A 16,085-nucleotide genomic window follows, 5' to 3' on the forward strand; every position below is an offset into this window, starting at 1 on the left:
CCCACAGGCGCACGACGCGCGACGATGGCAGCAGTCGCCCTGATGCTGGGCGGCGGAGGACTGATGGCGGCGAACGTCTACGCGTCGGCGTCCGAAGGTGGTTGGGGCGGTGACTCCGCCCAACAAGGGTCTCCGGACGCGGCATCGCGAGGCGCGACGATCGACTGCCCGGACGTCGGTACCCAGTTGACGACGGTGCCCGACGAGGCGAAGGCCGACGTCGACAAGGAACTCGCGAATCTGGACCAGCAGATAACCGAGGCCTACCAGAAACTTCAGGACTCAAGGGATTCCATTCGCCAGGACGCCTCCTTCGCCGACAACGAGATCATGAATCCGTTGAAGGAGAAGCGGGCCGAGACCATCGGGCGGATCGACGACGCCATCGCGCAGGTCGGGGACCGCCCGGAGGGACTCGACGCCCTCGCCGCCTGCACGCTGATCGCGCCCACGAACGAGACCGGCGATCAGGGTGACCAGGGAGGCAACGGCGACGACCAGAGCGCCAGCGCCAGCACCGGGGACCAGGGCGGCCAGGGTCAGCAGGGCCAGCAGCAGTCCACCAACGGGCCGGTCGCCTCTGACTACGCGGACATCACCTCCGTACAGCCGAATGTGAACGCTCCGCAGCAGCAGGCGGGCGCCTCGCGCGGTACGTTCGTCACCGCCTGCGGGGTGAACGAGAACGGCCTGTTCAACTCCGACAACGTGATCGTCGCGCCCGGTGTCACCAACGGCGCCCACCACTTCCACGACTACATCGGCAACCAGTCCAACAACGCCTTCGCCAGCGACCAGGACCTCGCGAACGCCGACACGAGCTGCGAGAACCCGGGCGACAAGTCCACCTACTACTGGCCGGTGCTGCGCCTGCAGAACGGCAAGCAGGAGCGGGACGCCGACAAGCCCGGCGGCGGCACCGAGGGCAACACCGGCGAGATCGTCACGGCCAAGCAGGTCACCCTGACCTTCGAGGGCAACCCGCAGAGCAAGGTCGTCGCGATGCCGCGCCTTCTGCGCATCATCACCGGCGACGCGAAGGCCTTCGTCAACGGCCCGGCCAACGCCAACGCCTCTTGGAGCTGCACCGGGTTCGAGGACCGTCAGCTCAAGGACAAGTACCCGCTGTGCCCGTCCGGCAGTGACGTCGTGCGCACCTTCAAGTTCCAGAGCTGCTGGGACGGCCGCAACATCGACAGCGCCAACCACCGCACCCACGTGGCCTTCGAGGCCGCCGACGGCGCCTGCCCGGCCGGCTTCGAGGCCATTCCGCAGCTGGTGCAGCGGATCGTCTACGCCGTCGACGCGCCGAGCCTCCAGGACGGCGGCAAGACGAGCCCACTGTTCGCGGTGGACTCCTTCCCCGAGCAGCAGCACAAGCCCGTCACCGACCACGGCGACTTCATCAACGTGTTCTCCGAGAGCCTGATGAACGACATGGTCACCTGCATCAACAGCGGCGAGAAGTGCGGCGCCGGCACGGACAACGACCCGGGATCGGGCGGCGGTTCGGGCAACGGCGGCGGTTCGGGTGACGGTTCCGGCGGCGGCCAGGGTGCGGGTGGCGGCTCGGGTGAGCCGACGGCGTCCCCGACCGCGACCGACACCGCTACGGCGGCGCCCACCGACACCGCGACCGACGAGCCCGGCGGGAACGGCGGCAACGGCGGCGACGAGGGGAATGGCGGCAACGGCGGCAACTCCGGTGACCAGCCCTCCGCGGATCCCGCGACGAGCGCCCCGGACACCGGAGCCGACGACCCCGAGCCCACCGACACCCAGACCACCGACCCCGGTGATCTGACGACCGCCGTGTCCGTCCCCAAGGCCGACACGCAGACAGAGGGGTCCAAGTCGACCGAGACACAGGGGAGTTCGAACGGCAACGCGGGCGGCCAGGTCGGCACCCCCGCGGCGACACCGCCCGACTCGTCCTCGGGCGGCGAGAGTTACGCGGCCGTGGGCCCGAACCAGCCGCAGGCTCAGGGCGGTTTGGCGGAGACCGGCGCGAATCTGTGGCCCGCCGTGGCCGGAGCGCTGCTGCTCGTCGCCGGGTTCGTGGTGCTGTACCGGGGCAAGCGCAGTACTCGCTGACATGGCGCACAGGTGACAACGACGGCCCGGCCGCACGCAGTTGGGGTGGCCGGGCCGTCACACGTTCGACGCGCCGGGGTCAGACCGCCGGTGCGGGGTACGTCGGATATTCAACCCCGGTGACGTGCTGGACGACCCGGACGACCTGGCAGGAGTAGCCGAACTCGTTGTCGTACCAGAGGTAGAGGATCGCGTTGTCGCCGTCGACCTTGGTGGCGCCCGCGTCGATGATCGAGGCGTGGCGGGAGCCCATGAAGTCGCTCGACACCGCGTCGGGGGCGGTGGTGAAATCGATCTGCCGTTTCAGCGGGGACGTCAGCGAGACGTCGCGGAGGTAGTCGAGGACCTCGGCGCGGGTGGTCTCGCGGCCGAGCCGCAGGCTGAGGATCGCGATCGAGACGTCCGGCACCGGGACGCGGATCGAGCTGCCGGTGATCGGCGCCTTGAGGTCGGGCAGCGCCTTGGCGACGGCGGACGCGGCACCGGTCTCGGTGATCACCATGTTGAGCGGCGCGGACCGGCCGCGGCGGTCGGCCTTGTGGTAATTGTCCAGCAGGTTCTGGTCGTTGGTGAACGAGTGGACCGTCTCCACATGGCCGCGCAGCACACCGTACTCGTCGGCCATCGCCTTCAGTGGCGGCACGATGGCGTTGGTGGTGCAGGACGCGCAGGACAGGATCTGCTCGTCCGGCTTGATCGTGTCGTGGTTGACGCCGTGCACGAAGTTGGGGACGTCGCCCTTGCCCGGCGCGGTCAGCACGACCTTGTCGATCCCGGGCCGCAGATGCCGCGAAAGCCCTTCCCGGTCACGCCACTTGCCCGTGTTGTCGATGAGGATGGCGTCCTTGATGCCGTACGCCGTGTAGTCGACCTCGGAGGGGTCGCCGGCGTAGATCACCTTGATCTCGTTGCCGTTGGCGATGATCGTGCCGCTCGCCTCGTCGACGGTGATCGTGCCCTGGAACTGGCCGTGGATCGAGTCGCGGCGCAGCAGCGAGGCGCGCTTCACGATGTCCTGCTCCCCGCCCTGGCGTACGACGATGGCGCGCAGCCGCAGTCCGTTGCCCGAGCCGGCCTTCTCGATGAGCAGGCGGGCGACCAGGCGGCCGATGCGGCCGAAGCCGTAGAGCACGACATCGCGGCCCTCGCGGAACGCGACCTTGTCGGCGCCGGTGGCACCGGCGACGGCCTCGGCGGTGAACTCCTCGGCGGTCAGGCCGCGTTCGTCGGTGCGGTGGGTGGCGGCGAGCATGCCGATGTCGATCTGGGCGGGGCCCAGGTCGAGCGTGGTGAGCGCGCGCAGGTACGGCAGGGTCTCGGTGACGGAGAGTTCCTCGCCGTCGATCTGGCGGGCGAACCGGTGGGTCTTGAGGATGCTGACCACCGACTTGTTGACCAGGGAGCGGCTGTGCAGCAGGACGGTGACGTCCCGCTCGCGGTGCAGCTTCCCGATCATCGGGATCATCGACTCCGCGATTTCCTCGCGGTGCTTCCAGTTGGTGAACGAGTCCTCGTTGACAGGCACAGGTTTCTCTTTCGAGCTAGGCGGCGCTCATATGCTAACCCGCTGTTCATCTGCTCGTTCCGAGGGGTCCCTCCTGGGCCGCCGAACGCCGTGAGGGCCCTGCCGACGCGCGTCGGCAGGGCCCTCACGGTTGTAGCTGGTGTCGCTCCTACGCGTCCTGGGGCGCGCCGCTGCCCAGCAGCGCCGACGCGTTCTCGAACGGCGTGAGCGCGTGCACCGGGGCCGCCTCCGGCAGGGCGTGGCAGGTGAAGCCGAGCCGGGTCATGGCCCGGATGACCTCGCCGCTGTTGAAGTCGCGCGGGTCCTGCCGGGTGATGACCTGCCCCACCTGCTTGACGGGGTAGCGGCGCCGCCCGATGGTCACGGACTCACCCGTGATCAGCTCGGGCTTGATGCCCTTCATCGTCTCCAGGACTCCCAGTTTGGTGAGATCGAAGGGATACCGGGCGATGACACAACGCATGTTGCCTCACAGAGAGAAGGAGAAACCGTCCGAACAGGCCCCCGAAGGGGCTGAGTTGATCCTCAGGCCGCGGGGCCGAAGGACGACCGTCGCTGTCCCCTGCCGCTTCCGCCGGCACCGCCGTTGCCGCCGCTGCGGCGAGCCGTGCCGCCACCGGTCCGGCCCTCGCCGGCGGGACGGCCACGACGGCCGCGCGACGACGAGGAGGAAGGGCTGCGGCGGGTGCGCTCGCGCTGCTCCACGACCGGCGCGGTGATGACGACCGGGACGCCGGAGGGGGCCTGGGCGCCGGTGATCCGGGTCAGCTCCTCCTCGCCCGACCGCACCGAGGTGACCTCGGGGGTGACGCCGGCCATGGTCATCAGGCGGGTGAAGTCACGGCGCTGGTCGGGGGTGACCAGCGTGACGACACTGCCGGACTCGCCCGCACGGGCCGTACGGCCGCCGCGGTGCAGATAGTCCTTGGGGTCGGTGGGCGGGTCGACGTTGACGACCAGGTCGAGGTTGTCGACGTGGATGCCGCGCGCCGCGACGTTGGTCGCCACCAGCGCCGTCACATGCCCGTCCTTGAACTGGGCGAGGGTGCGGGTGCGCTGCGGCTGGGACTTGCCGCCGTGCAGCCCGGCCGCGCGGACGCCGTTGTTCAGCAGGTGCTTGACCAGCTTGTCCACCGCGTGCTTGGTGTCCAGGAACATGATGACCCGGCCGTCGCGCGCCGCGATCTCGGTGGTCGCCCGCTGCTTGTCCGTGCCGTGGACGTGCAGGACGTGGTGCTCCATCGTCGTGACCGCGCCCGCGGAGGGGTCGACGGAGTGGACGACGGGGTCGGTCAGGTAGCGGCGGACCAGAAGGTCCACGTTGCGGTCCAGGGTGGCCGAGAACAGCATCCGCTGGCCGCCCGTCTGCACCTGGTCCAGCAGGCCGGTGACCTGGGGCATGAAGCCCATGTCGGCCATCTGGTCGGCCTCGTCGAGGACGGTGATGGTGACGCTGTCGAGGCGGCAGTCGCCGCGGTCGATCAGGTCCTTGAGGCGGCCCGGAGTCGCGACCACGACCTCCGCGCCACCGCGCAGCGCCCCGGCCTGGCGGCCGATCGACATACCGCCGACGACGGTGGTCATCCGCACGCTGACGGCGCGGGCGTACGGGGTGAGCGCGTCGGTGACCTGCTGGGCCAGCTCGCGGGTCGGGACGAGGACGAGCGCGAGCGGCTGACGCGGCTCGGCACGACGGCCCGCCGTACGGGCCAGCATCGCGAGGCCGAAGGCGAGGGTCTTGCCGGAGCCGGTACGGCCGCGGCCGAGAACGTCGCGCCCGGCAAGGGAGTTGGGGAGGGTCGTCGCCTGGATCGGGAACGGGACGGTGACGCCCTCGTGGCCGAGCGCGGCCAACAGCTTGGCGGGCATGTCGAGTTCGGCGAACGACTCCACGGCGGGCAGGCCGGGGGTCACGGTCTTCGGGAGCGCGAACTCGCCCTGGAGCGCGACCGGTCGGCCGCCGCCGCCCTTGGAGCGGCGCGGAGCACTGGAGCGATTGCCGGACGGAGCCGCCGAGCGGTAGCCGCCGCTCTTTCCGGATTCCGGATTTCCATTGCGCTTTCGCGCGAAGCGATCATTTGTACGTGCGCGGTTCAATGTGGAACCTTCCTTGATATGGCACGTATCAAGGAATTCCCGCGGTGAATGAACGGCGCAGAGAATCGCAAGAACGAGCCGGTGGCTTCGACGGAATTACGCCGAAGCATGGAAAATGCAGCGAGCTGGGGCCCGCACCCCAAGGTGCGGGCCCCAGCTGCGAAGTTAACGTCGGTGTTACGCAGGGACGATGTTCTCGGCCGTCGGGCCCTTCTGGCCCTGCGCGATGTCGAAGGTCACCTTCTGACCCTCCTGCAGCTCGCGGAAGCCCTGGGCGGCGATGTTCGAGTAGTGGGCGAAGACGTCAGCGCCGCCACCGTCCTGCTCGATGAAGCCGAAACCCTTTTCCGCGTTGAACCACTTCACGGTGCCACTGGCCATTTTGTTCTCCTTCGGGGCGGTCAGCGGAGTCCGCACAGTGCGGACTCCGTGTCGCCGTGATGATCACCCCGCCGGAAGAAAAACCGGACACACAAAAAAATGCTCCACCGCCTCGGAGGGCGGTGCGGGCATCTGAAGGGTTTGGCAACCACAACTGCAACTGAGATCAATAGTAGCACGGCGCGATCGTGAGTGTGCGGCCGTGAATTCCGTTTCTCATGCCGCGAACATAGATATTCGATCTCCCGTCGGGCTATGCGAGGCCATCGATCCAGTCGCGGACGGCCTTGGCCGTGGTCGGCGCGTCCTCTTCGAGCACGCTGAGATGAGTGCCGGGGGCGTCCGCCGTGTCCCGCACCCCGGGCCAGGACGACCGCCACTCCGGCGGCATGTCCGCCAGCGGTGCGGAGGCCCGGACCAACAGGCTTGGCACCGGCGTGAGTTCGGGCTGCCAGCCACGGAACATCCGCGTGTACGCACCCAGCGACAGCAGCGCGAGATCGTCCACCAGGGTGTCGAATCTCTCGCCGACCGCCAGCGGAATCCGCGCGGGCAGAGACAGCAGCCACGGCTCGGCCTCCCGGTCCGGGGTGATGTGGTACGAGTCGATCAGGACCAGCCCGGCCGGGGGAGCGCCGAGATCCGCCAGGTGCGTGGTGAGCGCGTGGGCGGCCGATCCCCCCATGGAATGGCCGACCACTACATAGGGGCGATCGCCGAGCTGGTGCCCCACGGTCGCGGCGTGCGACGCGGTCAGCGTCTCCAGATCCCGTGGCACCGCGTCCCCGTGATCGATCCCGGAGTGCCGCAGCTCGAACACGTCCCGCTCACCCTCGAAGCAGGCGGCGAGCCCGGCGTACCAGGGGCGGCCCAGGTTGGAGGCGAAGCCGGGAACGCAGACGAGGGCCGGTCCCCGGGCGCCCGCGGCCAGCCGCAGCGGCGGCAGCGTGTGCCGGGCCGCCTCCTCCGGGCCGAAGGTGGTCGCGCCGATGGACGCGGTCACCAGCAGATGCATGGCCGATACGACGTCCCCGGTTTCGCACACCCGCCGGTACAGGGCGGGCAGCGACTGCGCGGCTCCGCGTCCGCGTTGTGCCGGTGTCGGGACGCTCGCGGCGGCGGGCTCGTCGGGCAGTGCGCCGCGCAGCTCGCCGTACAGGTGCTCGGCGAGCTGTTCGGTGTCCGGCCAGTCGTAGGCCACGGTGACGGACAGTGGTGTCCCGGTCAGCAGGCTCAGCCGGTTGCAGAGCATGACCCGCATCAGGGAGTCGAGGCCCAGTTCCGCGAAGTCCCGGTCCACGGCGTCGACTTCCGTGTGTCCGAGCACGGCGGCGACCTCGGTGCGGATGAGCGACCGCAGGGCGGGCAACCGCTCGGGCGGGGCCAGGGCCGCGAGTCGGTTCCGCCAGGATCCGGCGTTGTCGTCCGGCGCTCCGCCGCCACCTGTACGCGCTGCGGCGGCCGAGGGGCGGCCCGCACACAGCAGCCCACGCAGTGGTGGCGGAACGGCCGTCCCGGCCGGGAGCGCCTTGGGCGAGCGGTCCAACGGCAGTGGCGCGAGGACCGGTTCGGCGCTGCAGAGCGCGGCGTCGAAGAGCGCGAACGCCTGCTCCGGAGAGACCGCGCGCACCGGGCCGCCGTGCACCCGGCCGCTGCGTGCCGCCATGCCCTCCTGGTCCGCCCACGCACCCCAGGCCAACGACAGTGCGGGCAGGCCCAGTTCGGAGCGTTGGCGTGCGAGCGCGTCCAGGAAGGAGTTCGCCGCCGCGTAGTTGGCCTGACCGGGGTTGCCCAGCAGCCCCGCCGCCGACGAGAACAGCACGAACCGGGCCAGCGGCAGGTCCTTCGTCGACTCGTGCAACTGCCAGGCCGCATCGGCCTTGGGCCCCAGCACCGCTGCCAGCCGCTCAGGTGTCATCGACGCCAGCACCCCGTCGTCCAGCACCCCGGCCGCGTGCACTACGGCGGTCAGGTCCGGCCCGAACGCCTTGAGTACGGCGGCGAGTTGGTCCCGGTCGGTGATGTCGCAGGCCACCAGGTCCACCTGTGCGCCGGTCCGTTCCAGATCCGCGCGCAACTCCGGTGCTCCCGGCGCCTGTTCGCCGCGCCGACTGAGGAGGACGAGTCGCCGCACTCCGTGCCGGTCGACAAGGTGCCGGGCCAGCATCGCGCCCAGGGACCCGGTGCCGCCGGTGATGAGGACAGTGCCCCCGGCGAGCGAGCCCGCGTCCTCGGAAGGGGGCGCCGCAGCGAGTCGGGGCACACGCAAGACGCCTTCGCGTACGGCGACTTGGGGTTCTCCCGTGGCGAGCGCGGCGGGCAGCTGTCGTAGCGACTCCGGGTGGCCGTCCACGTCCACGAGGGTGAGGCGGCCGGGGTACTCGGCCTGGGCGGTTCGGAGCAGGCCCCAGGCCGTGGCGGCGGGCAGGTCGGGCGACGGGTCGGCGGCGCCGCGCGTGACCACGGCCAGGCGCCCGGAACCGGCGAGGTGTGTTTGCAGCAACTGCATTGCCCGCACGGTGAGTTGGTGCGCCTCGGCGACCGGGTCCGCGTCCTCGCCGCCGGGAGCGGCCAGGGAGGCGACGGTGGTCTCCGGTGTCTTCTTGTTGTCGGCGATGGTGAGGAACGCGGCCAGGCCCACGTCGTCCGTCTCCGACACCGCAACGGCGGGCACTTCACCGGCGGTTGGGACACTCGTCCACCGCAGCCGGTACAGCTCTGCGGCCGGGGTGGGACCGATCTCCGGTGCCGGGCGGGTCGTCATCGACTCCAGGCGGGCCACGGGCACGCCGGTGGGGGTCGCGAGATCGAGGGTGATCGCGTCCGGGCCGGGCCGCGTCATACGGACGCGCAGTGCCGTCGCGCCGGTGGCGTGCACGGTCAGGCCCCGCCAGGCGAACGGCAGCCGGGCCGGACCGGTGGGCGGTTCGGCGAGCAGACCCGGGTGCAGGGCGGCGTCCAGCAGAGCGGGGTGGAGGACATGGCGCCGGGCGTCCGCGACCGGCAACGGGCCGACCTCGGCGAACAGTTCCTCGCCGCGCCGCCACAACGCGTTGACCCCCTGGAAGGCGGGACCGTACGCCAACCCGGCCGCGGCCACCCGGTCGTAGGCCTCGGACAGGTCCACCCGCGTGGCACCCGTCGGCGGCCACACGGTGAGCGGGACCGCGTCCTCCAGGGCACCGGGCACGGCCGGGCCGAGCCGACCGGTCGCGTGCTGAGTCCAGGCGCCGAGCGCGCCGGACTCCTCGGGCCGCGCGTACACGTCCGCCGCGCGACGCCCGGAGTCGTCCGGTTCGCCCAGGACCACCTGGACCTGGACGCTCTCCTCGTCGTCGTCGGGCAGGAACAGCGGGTTCAGCAGGGCGAGTTCCTCCAGTACGGCCGGCCCGCACAGGTCGCCCGCGTGCAGCACGAGGTCGGCGAGGGCCGCGCCCGGCACGAGGGTGTGTCCGCCGACGACGTGGTCCCGCAACCATGGCTGGGCCGCACCGGACAACCGCCCGCCGCACAGCAGCCGTTCCGTACCCGGCACCGTGACGACCTGGGTCACCAGCGGGTGCCCGGAGCCGGTGCTCGGGTCGTTGCCGGTGTCGGGCAGCCAGTAGCGCTGGCGCTGGAAGGGATAGGTCGGCATGCCGTCGACCCGCTGGGCACCGGTGCCCGCGTAGACCTGGCGCCAGTCCAACCGCACGCCGTGCGTGTGGAGTTGGCCGAGTGCGTTGAACAGTGTCCGCGGCTCGTCGCTGTCCCGCCGGGCCGTCGTGGCGAAGAGGAGCTCCTTGCGGACCCCGGCGGCCTGGGCGGTGAGGTGGGCGTCCGGGCCGACCTCGGCGAACGCGGTCACCCGCCCGTCGTGCGCCAGCCAGTGGACGGCGTCCCCGAACCGCACGGCCTCACGGGCGTGGCGTACCCAGTAGGCGGCAGACAGCAGCTCCTCCCCGGTGGAAGGAAGCCCGGTCAGGCCCGACAGCACCGGGATGCTGGGCGTGCCGTAGGTCAACTCGCCCGCGATACGGCCGAATTCGGCGAGCATCGGCTCCATCAGCGGGGAGTGGAAGGCGTGGCTGACCCGTAGCCGGACGGTACGACGGCCTCGTGCGGCGAAGCGTTCCGCGAGCGCGAGGACCGGCTCCCGTGCGCCGGAGACGACGACCGCGCGCGGGCCGTTCACCGCCGCGATCGCGACTGCCTCGATCAGCTCGGCCCTCACCTCCGCCTCGGTGGCGTCGAGCGCCACCATGGCACCACTCTCCGGCAGTTCCCGCATCAACCTCCCACGGGCCGCGACCAGTTCGACGGCGTCCGCCTCGGACAGCACGCCCGCGCAGTGCGCCGCCGCCAGCTCGCCGACCGAGTGCCCGGCCAGGAAATCAGGCCGTACGCCCCAGGAGGTGAGCAGCCGGAAGAGGGACACCTCGTACGTGAACAGGGCGGCCTGGGCGAAGTCCGTACGCTCCAGCAGGGCGCTTTGGTCCGCGTCCCAGAGCACTGAGCGGAGCGGGCGTTCCAGGTGGGCGTCGAAGCGTGCGCACAGGACGTCGAACGCGGTCGCGAACACCGGGAAGGTGTCGTACAACTCCCTTCCCATGCCGGTTCGTTGGGCGCCCTGGCCAGTGAACAGCAGGGCCAGGCGGGCGGCGGAGACGGCGATGTGCGGGGGAGCGGACTCCGTCAGGGCGTCGAGGGCGGTCAGGGTCGCCGCCCGGTCCTCGGTGGTGACGGCCGCGCGGTGGGGGAGGCCGGAGCGGCTGGTGGCGTGGGTGAACGCCACGTCCAGCAGGGGGAGTTCAGGGTGCTCGCGGAGGAAGGTCGCGGTGCGTGCGGCCTGTGCTCGGAGGGCGGACGGGGTGGCGGCCGAGAGCAGCAAGGGCGGCGTCACTGTGCTGCGCGGGGACGGTGCCGCGGCTGCTTCCGCCTCCTCCAGGATCACGTGCGCGTTGGTCCCGCCGATACCGAACGCCGAGACCGCCGCCCGCCTCGGCCGTCCGGGCTCGGGCCGCCACTCCTCGTCCTGGGTCAGCAGCCGTACCGTGCCCGACGACCAGTCCACGTGCGGGGACGGCTCGTCGGCGTGCAGGGTGCGGGGGAGTCGGTCGTGGTGCATCGCCAGCACCGTCTTGATGACACCGCCGACCCCGGCGGCGGCCTGGGTGTGTCCGAGGTTGGACTTCAACGAGCCCAGCCACAGCGGGCGTTGGGCGGTGCGGGCCCGGCCGTAGGTGGCGAGGAGCGCGTGTGCCTCGATCGGGTCGCCGAGCGCGGTGCCCGTGCCGTGTGCCTCGACGGTGTCGATGTCTGCGGGGGTCAGCCCCGCGTCGGCGAGTGCCGCGTGGATCACCCGTTGCTGCGCTGGGCCGTTGGGGGCGGTGAGGCCGTTGGACGCGCCGTCGGAGTTGACGGCCGAGCCGCGCAGCACGGCCAGTACGGGATGGCCGTTGCGGCGCGCGTCCGAGAGCCGTTCCAGCAGGACCAGGCCGACCCCCTCGCCCCACGCGGTACCGTCGGCCGCCGCCGAGAAGGGCTTGCAGCGGCCGTCCGGAGCCAGCCCGCGCAGCCTGCTGAACGCGATGAACGGGCCGGGCGACGACATGACCGTGACTCCGCCGGCCACCGCGAGAGAGCACTCCCCGTCGCGCAGGGACCGTACGGCCGAATGCATCGCGACCAGCGACGACGAGCACGCGGTGTCCACGGTCACGGCGGGACCGCGCAGCCCCAGCGTGTAGGCGATGCGGCCGGAGGCCACGCTGCCGGCCGAGCCGAGGGCGAGATGCGCCTCCAACTCGTGCCCGGCGTGGTGCAGTCGGCTCGCGTAGGTGGCGTGCATGACGCCCACGAAGATGCCGGTGTCGCTGTCGCGCAGACCGGCCGGGTCCAGCCCCGCCCGCTCCAGCAGCTCCCAACTCGTCTCCAGGAGCAGCCGTTGCTGGGGGTCGGTGGCCAGGGCTTCGCGGGGGGACATGGCGAAGAAGGCCGCGTCGAAGTCGGCCGCGTCGTGCAGGAAACCGCCCCTGCGGGTGACCGACCTGCCGAGGCGGTCGGGGTCCGGGTCGTACAGGTCGGCCACGTTCCAGCCGCGGTCGGCGGGGAAGTCGGAGGTCGCGTCCGTGCCGCTGGAGACCAGCCGCCACAGGTCGTCCGGGGACTCCACCCCGCCCGGATAGCGGCAGGCCATGGCGACGACGGCGATGGGCTCCCCGGGGTCGCCCGCGGAGCCGCGCGCGGGACCCGGAGCGCTCCCGCCGTGCAGCGCGGCGCGCACCAGGTCGGCCACGGCCGTGGGCGTGGGGTGGTCGAAGACCAGCGTCGCGGGCAGCGCGAGACCGGTCGCCGTGCCCAGCCGGTCGCGCAGCAGGACAGCGCCGAGCGAGGTCAACCCCTGCGCGCTGAACGGCACTTCGGGGTCCAGTTCCGGTACGGGGACGTCGAGGGTGCGTGCCGTCACGTCGAGTACCAGGTCGAGCACGGCGTCGGATGTGGCGGCGAGCCGTGAACGCAGCGCGGCCGAGGCGGCCGTACGTTCCGCGGCGACGCGCTGCGGCAACTCCTCGACGAGCACCGCGCGGGCGAGCTTGCCGGACGCGGTACGCGGTAGCGACGCGGTCGGATAGATCTCGTCCGGCACCTTGAATCCCGACAGCCGCTCCCGGCAGGCGGCGAGCGCCCGTTCCGTGTCGACGCCGTCCGGGCCGGGCACGACGAAGGCCACCGGCACCTCGCCCAGCACATCGTGGCGTCGGCCGACAACGGCGGCGTCGACGATGTCGGGGCGGGCCAGCAACACCCGTTCCACCTCGGACGGGTTGATGTTCACACCACCGCGGATGATGAGTTCCTTGACCCTGCCGGTGACATGGAGGTGGCCGTGTGTGTCGCGCCGGCCGAGGTCCCCGGTGCGGTACCAGCCGTCGGTGAAGGCCTCGGCGGTCGCCTCCGGACGGTTGTGATAGCCCGCCATCAGGCCGGGACCGCGCACCCAGATCTCGCCCTCGTCCCCGTCGCCGGCCTCGGCACCGCTGGACGGATTGGTGATCCGTACGTCCAGCACCAGCAGCGGGAATCCGCGCGAGGGGTCGTCACGGGGGTCGTCCAGCCGCTCGATCGCGATCTTCCCGCAGGTCTCCGTGGAGCCGTACCCGTCGAGCAGGGGAGCGTCCAGGGTCTGTTCGGCCTCGACACGCAACTCGGGGGAACAGGGCGCCCCGCCGCTGACACACACCCGCAGCGAGGCGGGCACCGGACGTGGCGTCTCGCGCAGTGACTCCAGCAGAAGACGGTAGGTGGCGGGCACCCCGCCCAGGACGGTGAACGGTTCGGTGGCGAGCGCCTCGGCGAGGTTCGCGCCCGGCCCGAGGACCCGCGCTGTCGCGCCGACCGAGAGGACGCCCAGCAGGCACACGGAGTGGCCGAGGGCATGGAACATCGGCAACGGCCAGAGCAGTAGGTCCTGTTGCTCCAGCCGGTACGCCGGTACGTAGGCCTTCGTCACCGACCACAGTGCGGAACGCTGCGTGGAGACCACGCCCTTGCTCTGGCCGGTGGTGCCGGACGTGTAGTGGATCCAGGTCGGCTCGTCGAGCCCGAGGTCGTCACGCGCGGCCGTACCGGAATCCGTCCCGGCCAGGTCCTCGAAGTCGAGGGAACTGTCGGCGAGTTCGTCCCGTCCGACGACGATCACCCGTCGTACGGAGGCCGGTTGGGCGACCGGCTGCTCCGTCACGACCGCGACGGCGCCGCTGTCGTCGAGGAAGTACGCCAACTCCTCGTCCGACGCGGCGGAGTTGAGGAGCACACCGATCGCCCCGGCGCGCAGCACACCGAGCCAGGCCTCGACCAGCTCCACCCGGTTGCCGAGATGGATCGCGACCCGGTCCCCACGCCGCACCCCGAGCCGTACCAGATGGCCCGCGAACCGGGCGGTGCGCCGCTCCAACTCCCGGTAGGTGACCGCGCGTCGGTCGTCCAGGTAGGCGGTCCTGTCGCCGATCCGATCCGAGTGCTCCCGCAGAATGCCGGGCAGCGTGCGTGTCAACTCGTCGTCGGAAACGGCCATTTCCACCCCTATGTTCACCAACCCCGAGTGGCAACCGTACGACAGGCGCCCTCCGGAACCGGGATGGGGCAGGATCTTCGGCATGGCGATGTGCGACTACTTCTCCGCCGCGACTGACGAGGCCGCCGTCGGTGTCCTCGACGCACCGGGCGGACCGGATCCGTCGGTCTTCGACGTCCTGTCCCTGAAGGGCATCGACCCGGTGGTCGTCATGGCGCGACTCGAAGCCCTCCTCACGGACTGCGCCTACGACGAGGCACGCGCCCGTCCGCGCTCCGGACGACTGCTCTCGGATCCCGAGGCCGAAGCCGCCTTCGTCATCAGTGTCTCCGACACGCTCCGGGACGCTTTGGCCTCGGTGACGGGTGACCAACTGGGCCTGATGGCAGGGCCGTTCGGGGCCGTGGAGGAGGTGGGTCTGCCGCCCGCCGAGGCGCTGGAGCCGCTTCGGCTGCTGTCCGGGCTGGCCCGACGGGCCGCGGCGGAGAACCGGAGGCTGTACTGCTGGTGGGCCCTCTGACCCAACCGGCCGGCCTTACTCCAGTACGTCGGGCTCCTCCTCCACCACGAGGTCGGCCAGGAGATTGAAGTTGTGGCGTGCCATGTTGGCGTTGCTGAACTGCCGGTGCGCCAGGGTCACTTCCTCCTCGGTCATGATCCGGGGCGTTCCGGCGGCGTCGGCGAGCAGCTGCATCTGGCAGGCGCGCTCCATGGTGATGAACCACCACGCGGCCTCCTCGACGGACCGGCCGACGGTCAGCAGGCCGTGGTGCCGGAGGATGGCCGCCCTCCGGTCGCCCAGCCGGACGGCGATCCGCTCGCCCTCGGACTTCTCAAGGACCAGACCCTTGTACTCGTCGAACAGGACATGGTCGTCGTAGAAGGCGCAGGACTCCTGCACGATCGGGGCCAGGGGCTTGTCCAGTGAGGCGAAGGCCCGGCCGTGGATGGTGTGGGCGTGTGCCACCGCCACGACGTCCGGGCGGGCGTGGTGGATGGAGGAGTGGATCCAGAAGGCCGCCTTGTTGGTCCTGCGTTCGCCCTCGATCACCCGGCCCTCCTCGTCGATGAGGAGCAGGTCGCTGACGCGGATCCTGGAGAAGTGCACCGCGTACGGGTTCACCCAGAACCGGTCCGGGAACTCGGGGTCCCGTGCGGTGATGTGTCCGGCGATGCCCTCGTCGAAGCCGTAGCGGGCGAAGATCCGGAACGCGGCGGTCAACTGCCGCTTGCGGTGCGTGCGTTCGGCCTCGATGGTGTCGCGGCTCTCGGCGAGGCGAGGAATGTCGAGTTCCTCGGTGTTGTCGAAGTCGATGTCGTTGCTGCCGGTGGTGACGGACATCAGCACGTCCTTTCCGGTACGAGGTCACGAGGAATTTCTTTCAGGCTGCAACCGTCCTCCGCCTCATGTCAACCTCAGGGGCAATTTATGTTGCCTCAGTGGTACGAAGTCCGACCCTCTCAGTCGCCCCTTCGCCAGGCGCCCAGCACCATGAGCGTCTTCGTTCCGATCACCGCACCCGTGCGCCGGAGCCGGTCGATGACATCCCTGAGGTGCTGTACGTCGGTCACCCGGACGCGGACCAGGGCGTCGGGGTCACCGGCGACGGTGAAGACCTCCTGGGCCTCCGGGACGCTGGTGGCGGCCATGGTGATCGCCTCGACCTTGACGTCGCCTGCGAACCGCAGCTCGACGAAGGCCTCGAAGCCGGCGCCGAGCTTTCCGTGGTCGAGGGTGACCGTGTAGCCCGCGATGACACCGACCCGCTCCAGCCGGTCGACCCGGCGTTTGACCGCCGACGGGGAGAGGCTCACCCGCTCCGCGATCTCCGTCATCGTCCGACGGCCGTCCTCGACCAGCAGATCGAGAATCGCGCGGTCGACGCTGTCGATGAGTCCCGTGTCGGTCATGTGCCGTCCTTCCATTGACGC

General features: G+C 70.9%; 9 protein-coding genes. 2 read left to right on the forward strand and 7 right to left on the reverse strand.

The window, feature by feature from the left end:
• Positions 1-24 precede the first annotated feature (24 nt).
• Complete coding sequence (locus tag ACWIHT_RS03035; protein WP_456163758.1) at positions 25-2,094, forward strand: DUF1996 domain-containing protein; 2,070 nt, start codon at positions 25-27, stop codon at positions 2,092-2,094.
• Positions 2,095-2,173: 79 nt separating this feature from the next.
• Here ACWIHT_RS03035 and ACWIHT_RS03040 read toward each other — a convergent pair whose 3' ends face one another.
• The 5 genes from ACWIHT_RS03040 to ACWIHT_RS03060 form a co-directional block, all read right to left on the reverse strand.
• Positions 2,174-3,619: a glyceraldehyde-3-phosphate dehydrogenase gene (locus ACWIHT_RS03040; RefSeq protein WP_456163760.1), complete on the reverse strand. Its 1,446-nt coding sequence runs from the start codon at positions 3,617-3,619 to the stop codon at positions 2,174-2,176.
• Between the two features lie 148 nt (positions 3,620-3,767).
• Positions 3,768-4,082 (reverse strand): SCO5918 family protein, encoded by a 315-nt coding sequence (locus ACWIHT_RS03045; RefSeq protein WP_456163764.1) that lies wholly within the window; start codon positions 4,080-4,082, stop codon positions 3,768-3,770.
• Between the two features lie 62 nt (positions 4,083-4,144).
• Positions 4,145-5,716 carry a DEAD/DEAH box helicase gene (locus tag ACWIHT_RS03050; protein ID WP_456163766.1) on the reverse strand — a complete coding sequence of 524 codons (1,572 nt, stop codon included), beginning with the start codon at positions 5,714-5,716 and terminating at the stop codon, positions 4,145-4,147.
• A gap of 177 nt (positions 5,717-5,893) precedes the next feature.
• A complete protein-coding gene (locus tag ACWIHT_RS03055) occupies positions 5,894-6,097 on the reverse strand; it encodes a cold-shock protein (protein ID WP_019056860.1) in 204 nt (67 codons plus the stop codon).
• A 253-nt stretch (positions 6,098-6,350) separates the two neighbouring features.
• Positions 6,351-14,153, reverse strand: a complete 7,803-nt coding sequence (locus ACWIHT_RS03060) for an SDR family NAD(P)-dependent oxidoreductase (RefSeq protein WP_456163769.1) — start codon at positions 14,151-14,153, stop codon at positions 6,351-6,353.
• Between the two features lie 82 nt (positions 14,154-14,235).
• Here ACWIHT_RS03060 and ACWIHT_RS03065 point away from each other — a divergent pair, with 82 nt between their 5' ends.
• On the forward strand, positions 14,236-14,673 hold the full coding sequence (locus ACWIHT_RS03065) for a hypothetical protein (protein ID WP_456163771.1): 438 nt from the start codon (positions 14,236-14,238) through the stop codon (positions 14,671-14,673).
• Positions 14,674-14,688: 15 nt separating this feature from the next.
• Here ACWIHT_RS03065 and ACWIHT_RS03070 read toward each other — a convergent pair whose 3' ends face one another.
• Both ACWIHT_RS03070 and ACWIHT_RS03075 read right to left on the reverse strand, forming a co-directional pair.
• A complete protein-coding gene (locus ACWIHT_RS03070) occupies positions 14,689-15,495 on the reverse strand; it encodes a class II aldolase/adducin family protein (protein WP_456163775.1) in 807 nt (268 codons plus the stop codon).
• Positions 15,496-15,614: 119 nt separating this feature from the next.
• Entirely contained in the window at positions 15,615-16,064 is a 450-nt protein-coding gene (locus ACWIHT_RS03075) for an Lrp/AsnC family transcriptional regulator (RefSeq protein ID WP_019070147.1), read from the reverse strand.
• Between the last annotated feature and the right edge of the window lie 21 nt (positions 16,065-16,085).

The sequence above is a fragment of the Streptomyces sp. NPDC002276 genome, from assembly GCF_053891435.1.

Excerpts from the sequence above, each read along its gene's own strand:
- ACWIHT_RS03055 (WP_019056860.1), bottom strand. The coding sequence starts at position 6,097 with ATGGCCAGTGGCACCGTGAAGTGGTTCAACGCGGAAAAGGGTTTCGGC.
- ACWIHT_RS03035 (WP_456163758.1), top strand. The coding sequence starts at position 25 with ATGGCAGCAGTCGCCCTGATGCTGGGCGGCGGAGGACTGATGGCGGCG.
- ACWIHT_RS03065 (WP_456163771.1), top strand. The coding sequence starts at position 14,236 with ATGGCGATGTGCGACTACTTCTCCGCCGCGACTGACGAGGCCGCCGTC.
- ACWIHT_RS03045 (WP_456163764.1), bottom strand. The coding sequence starts at position 4,082 with ATGCGTTGTGTCATCGCCCGGTATCCCTTCGATCTCACCAAACTGGGA.
- ACWIHT_RS03070 (WP_456163775.1), bottom strand. The coding sequence starts at position 15,495 with ATGTCCGTCACCACCGGCAGCAACGACATCGACTTCGACAACACCGAG.
- ACWIHT_RS03075 (WP_019070147.1), bottom strand. The coding sequence starts at position 16,064 with ATGACCGACACGGGACTCATCGACAGCGTCGACCGCGCGATTCTCGAT.
- ACWIHT_RS03060 (WP_456163769.1), bottom strand. The coding sequence starts at position 14,153 with ATGGCCGTTTCCGACGACGAGTTGACACGCACGCTGCCCGGCATTCTG.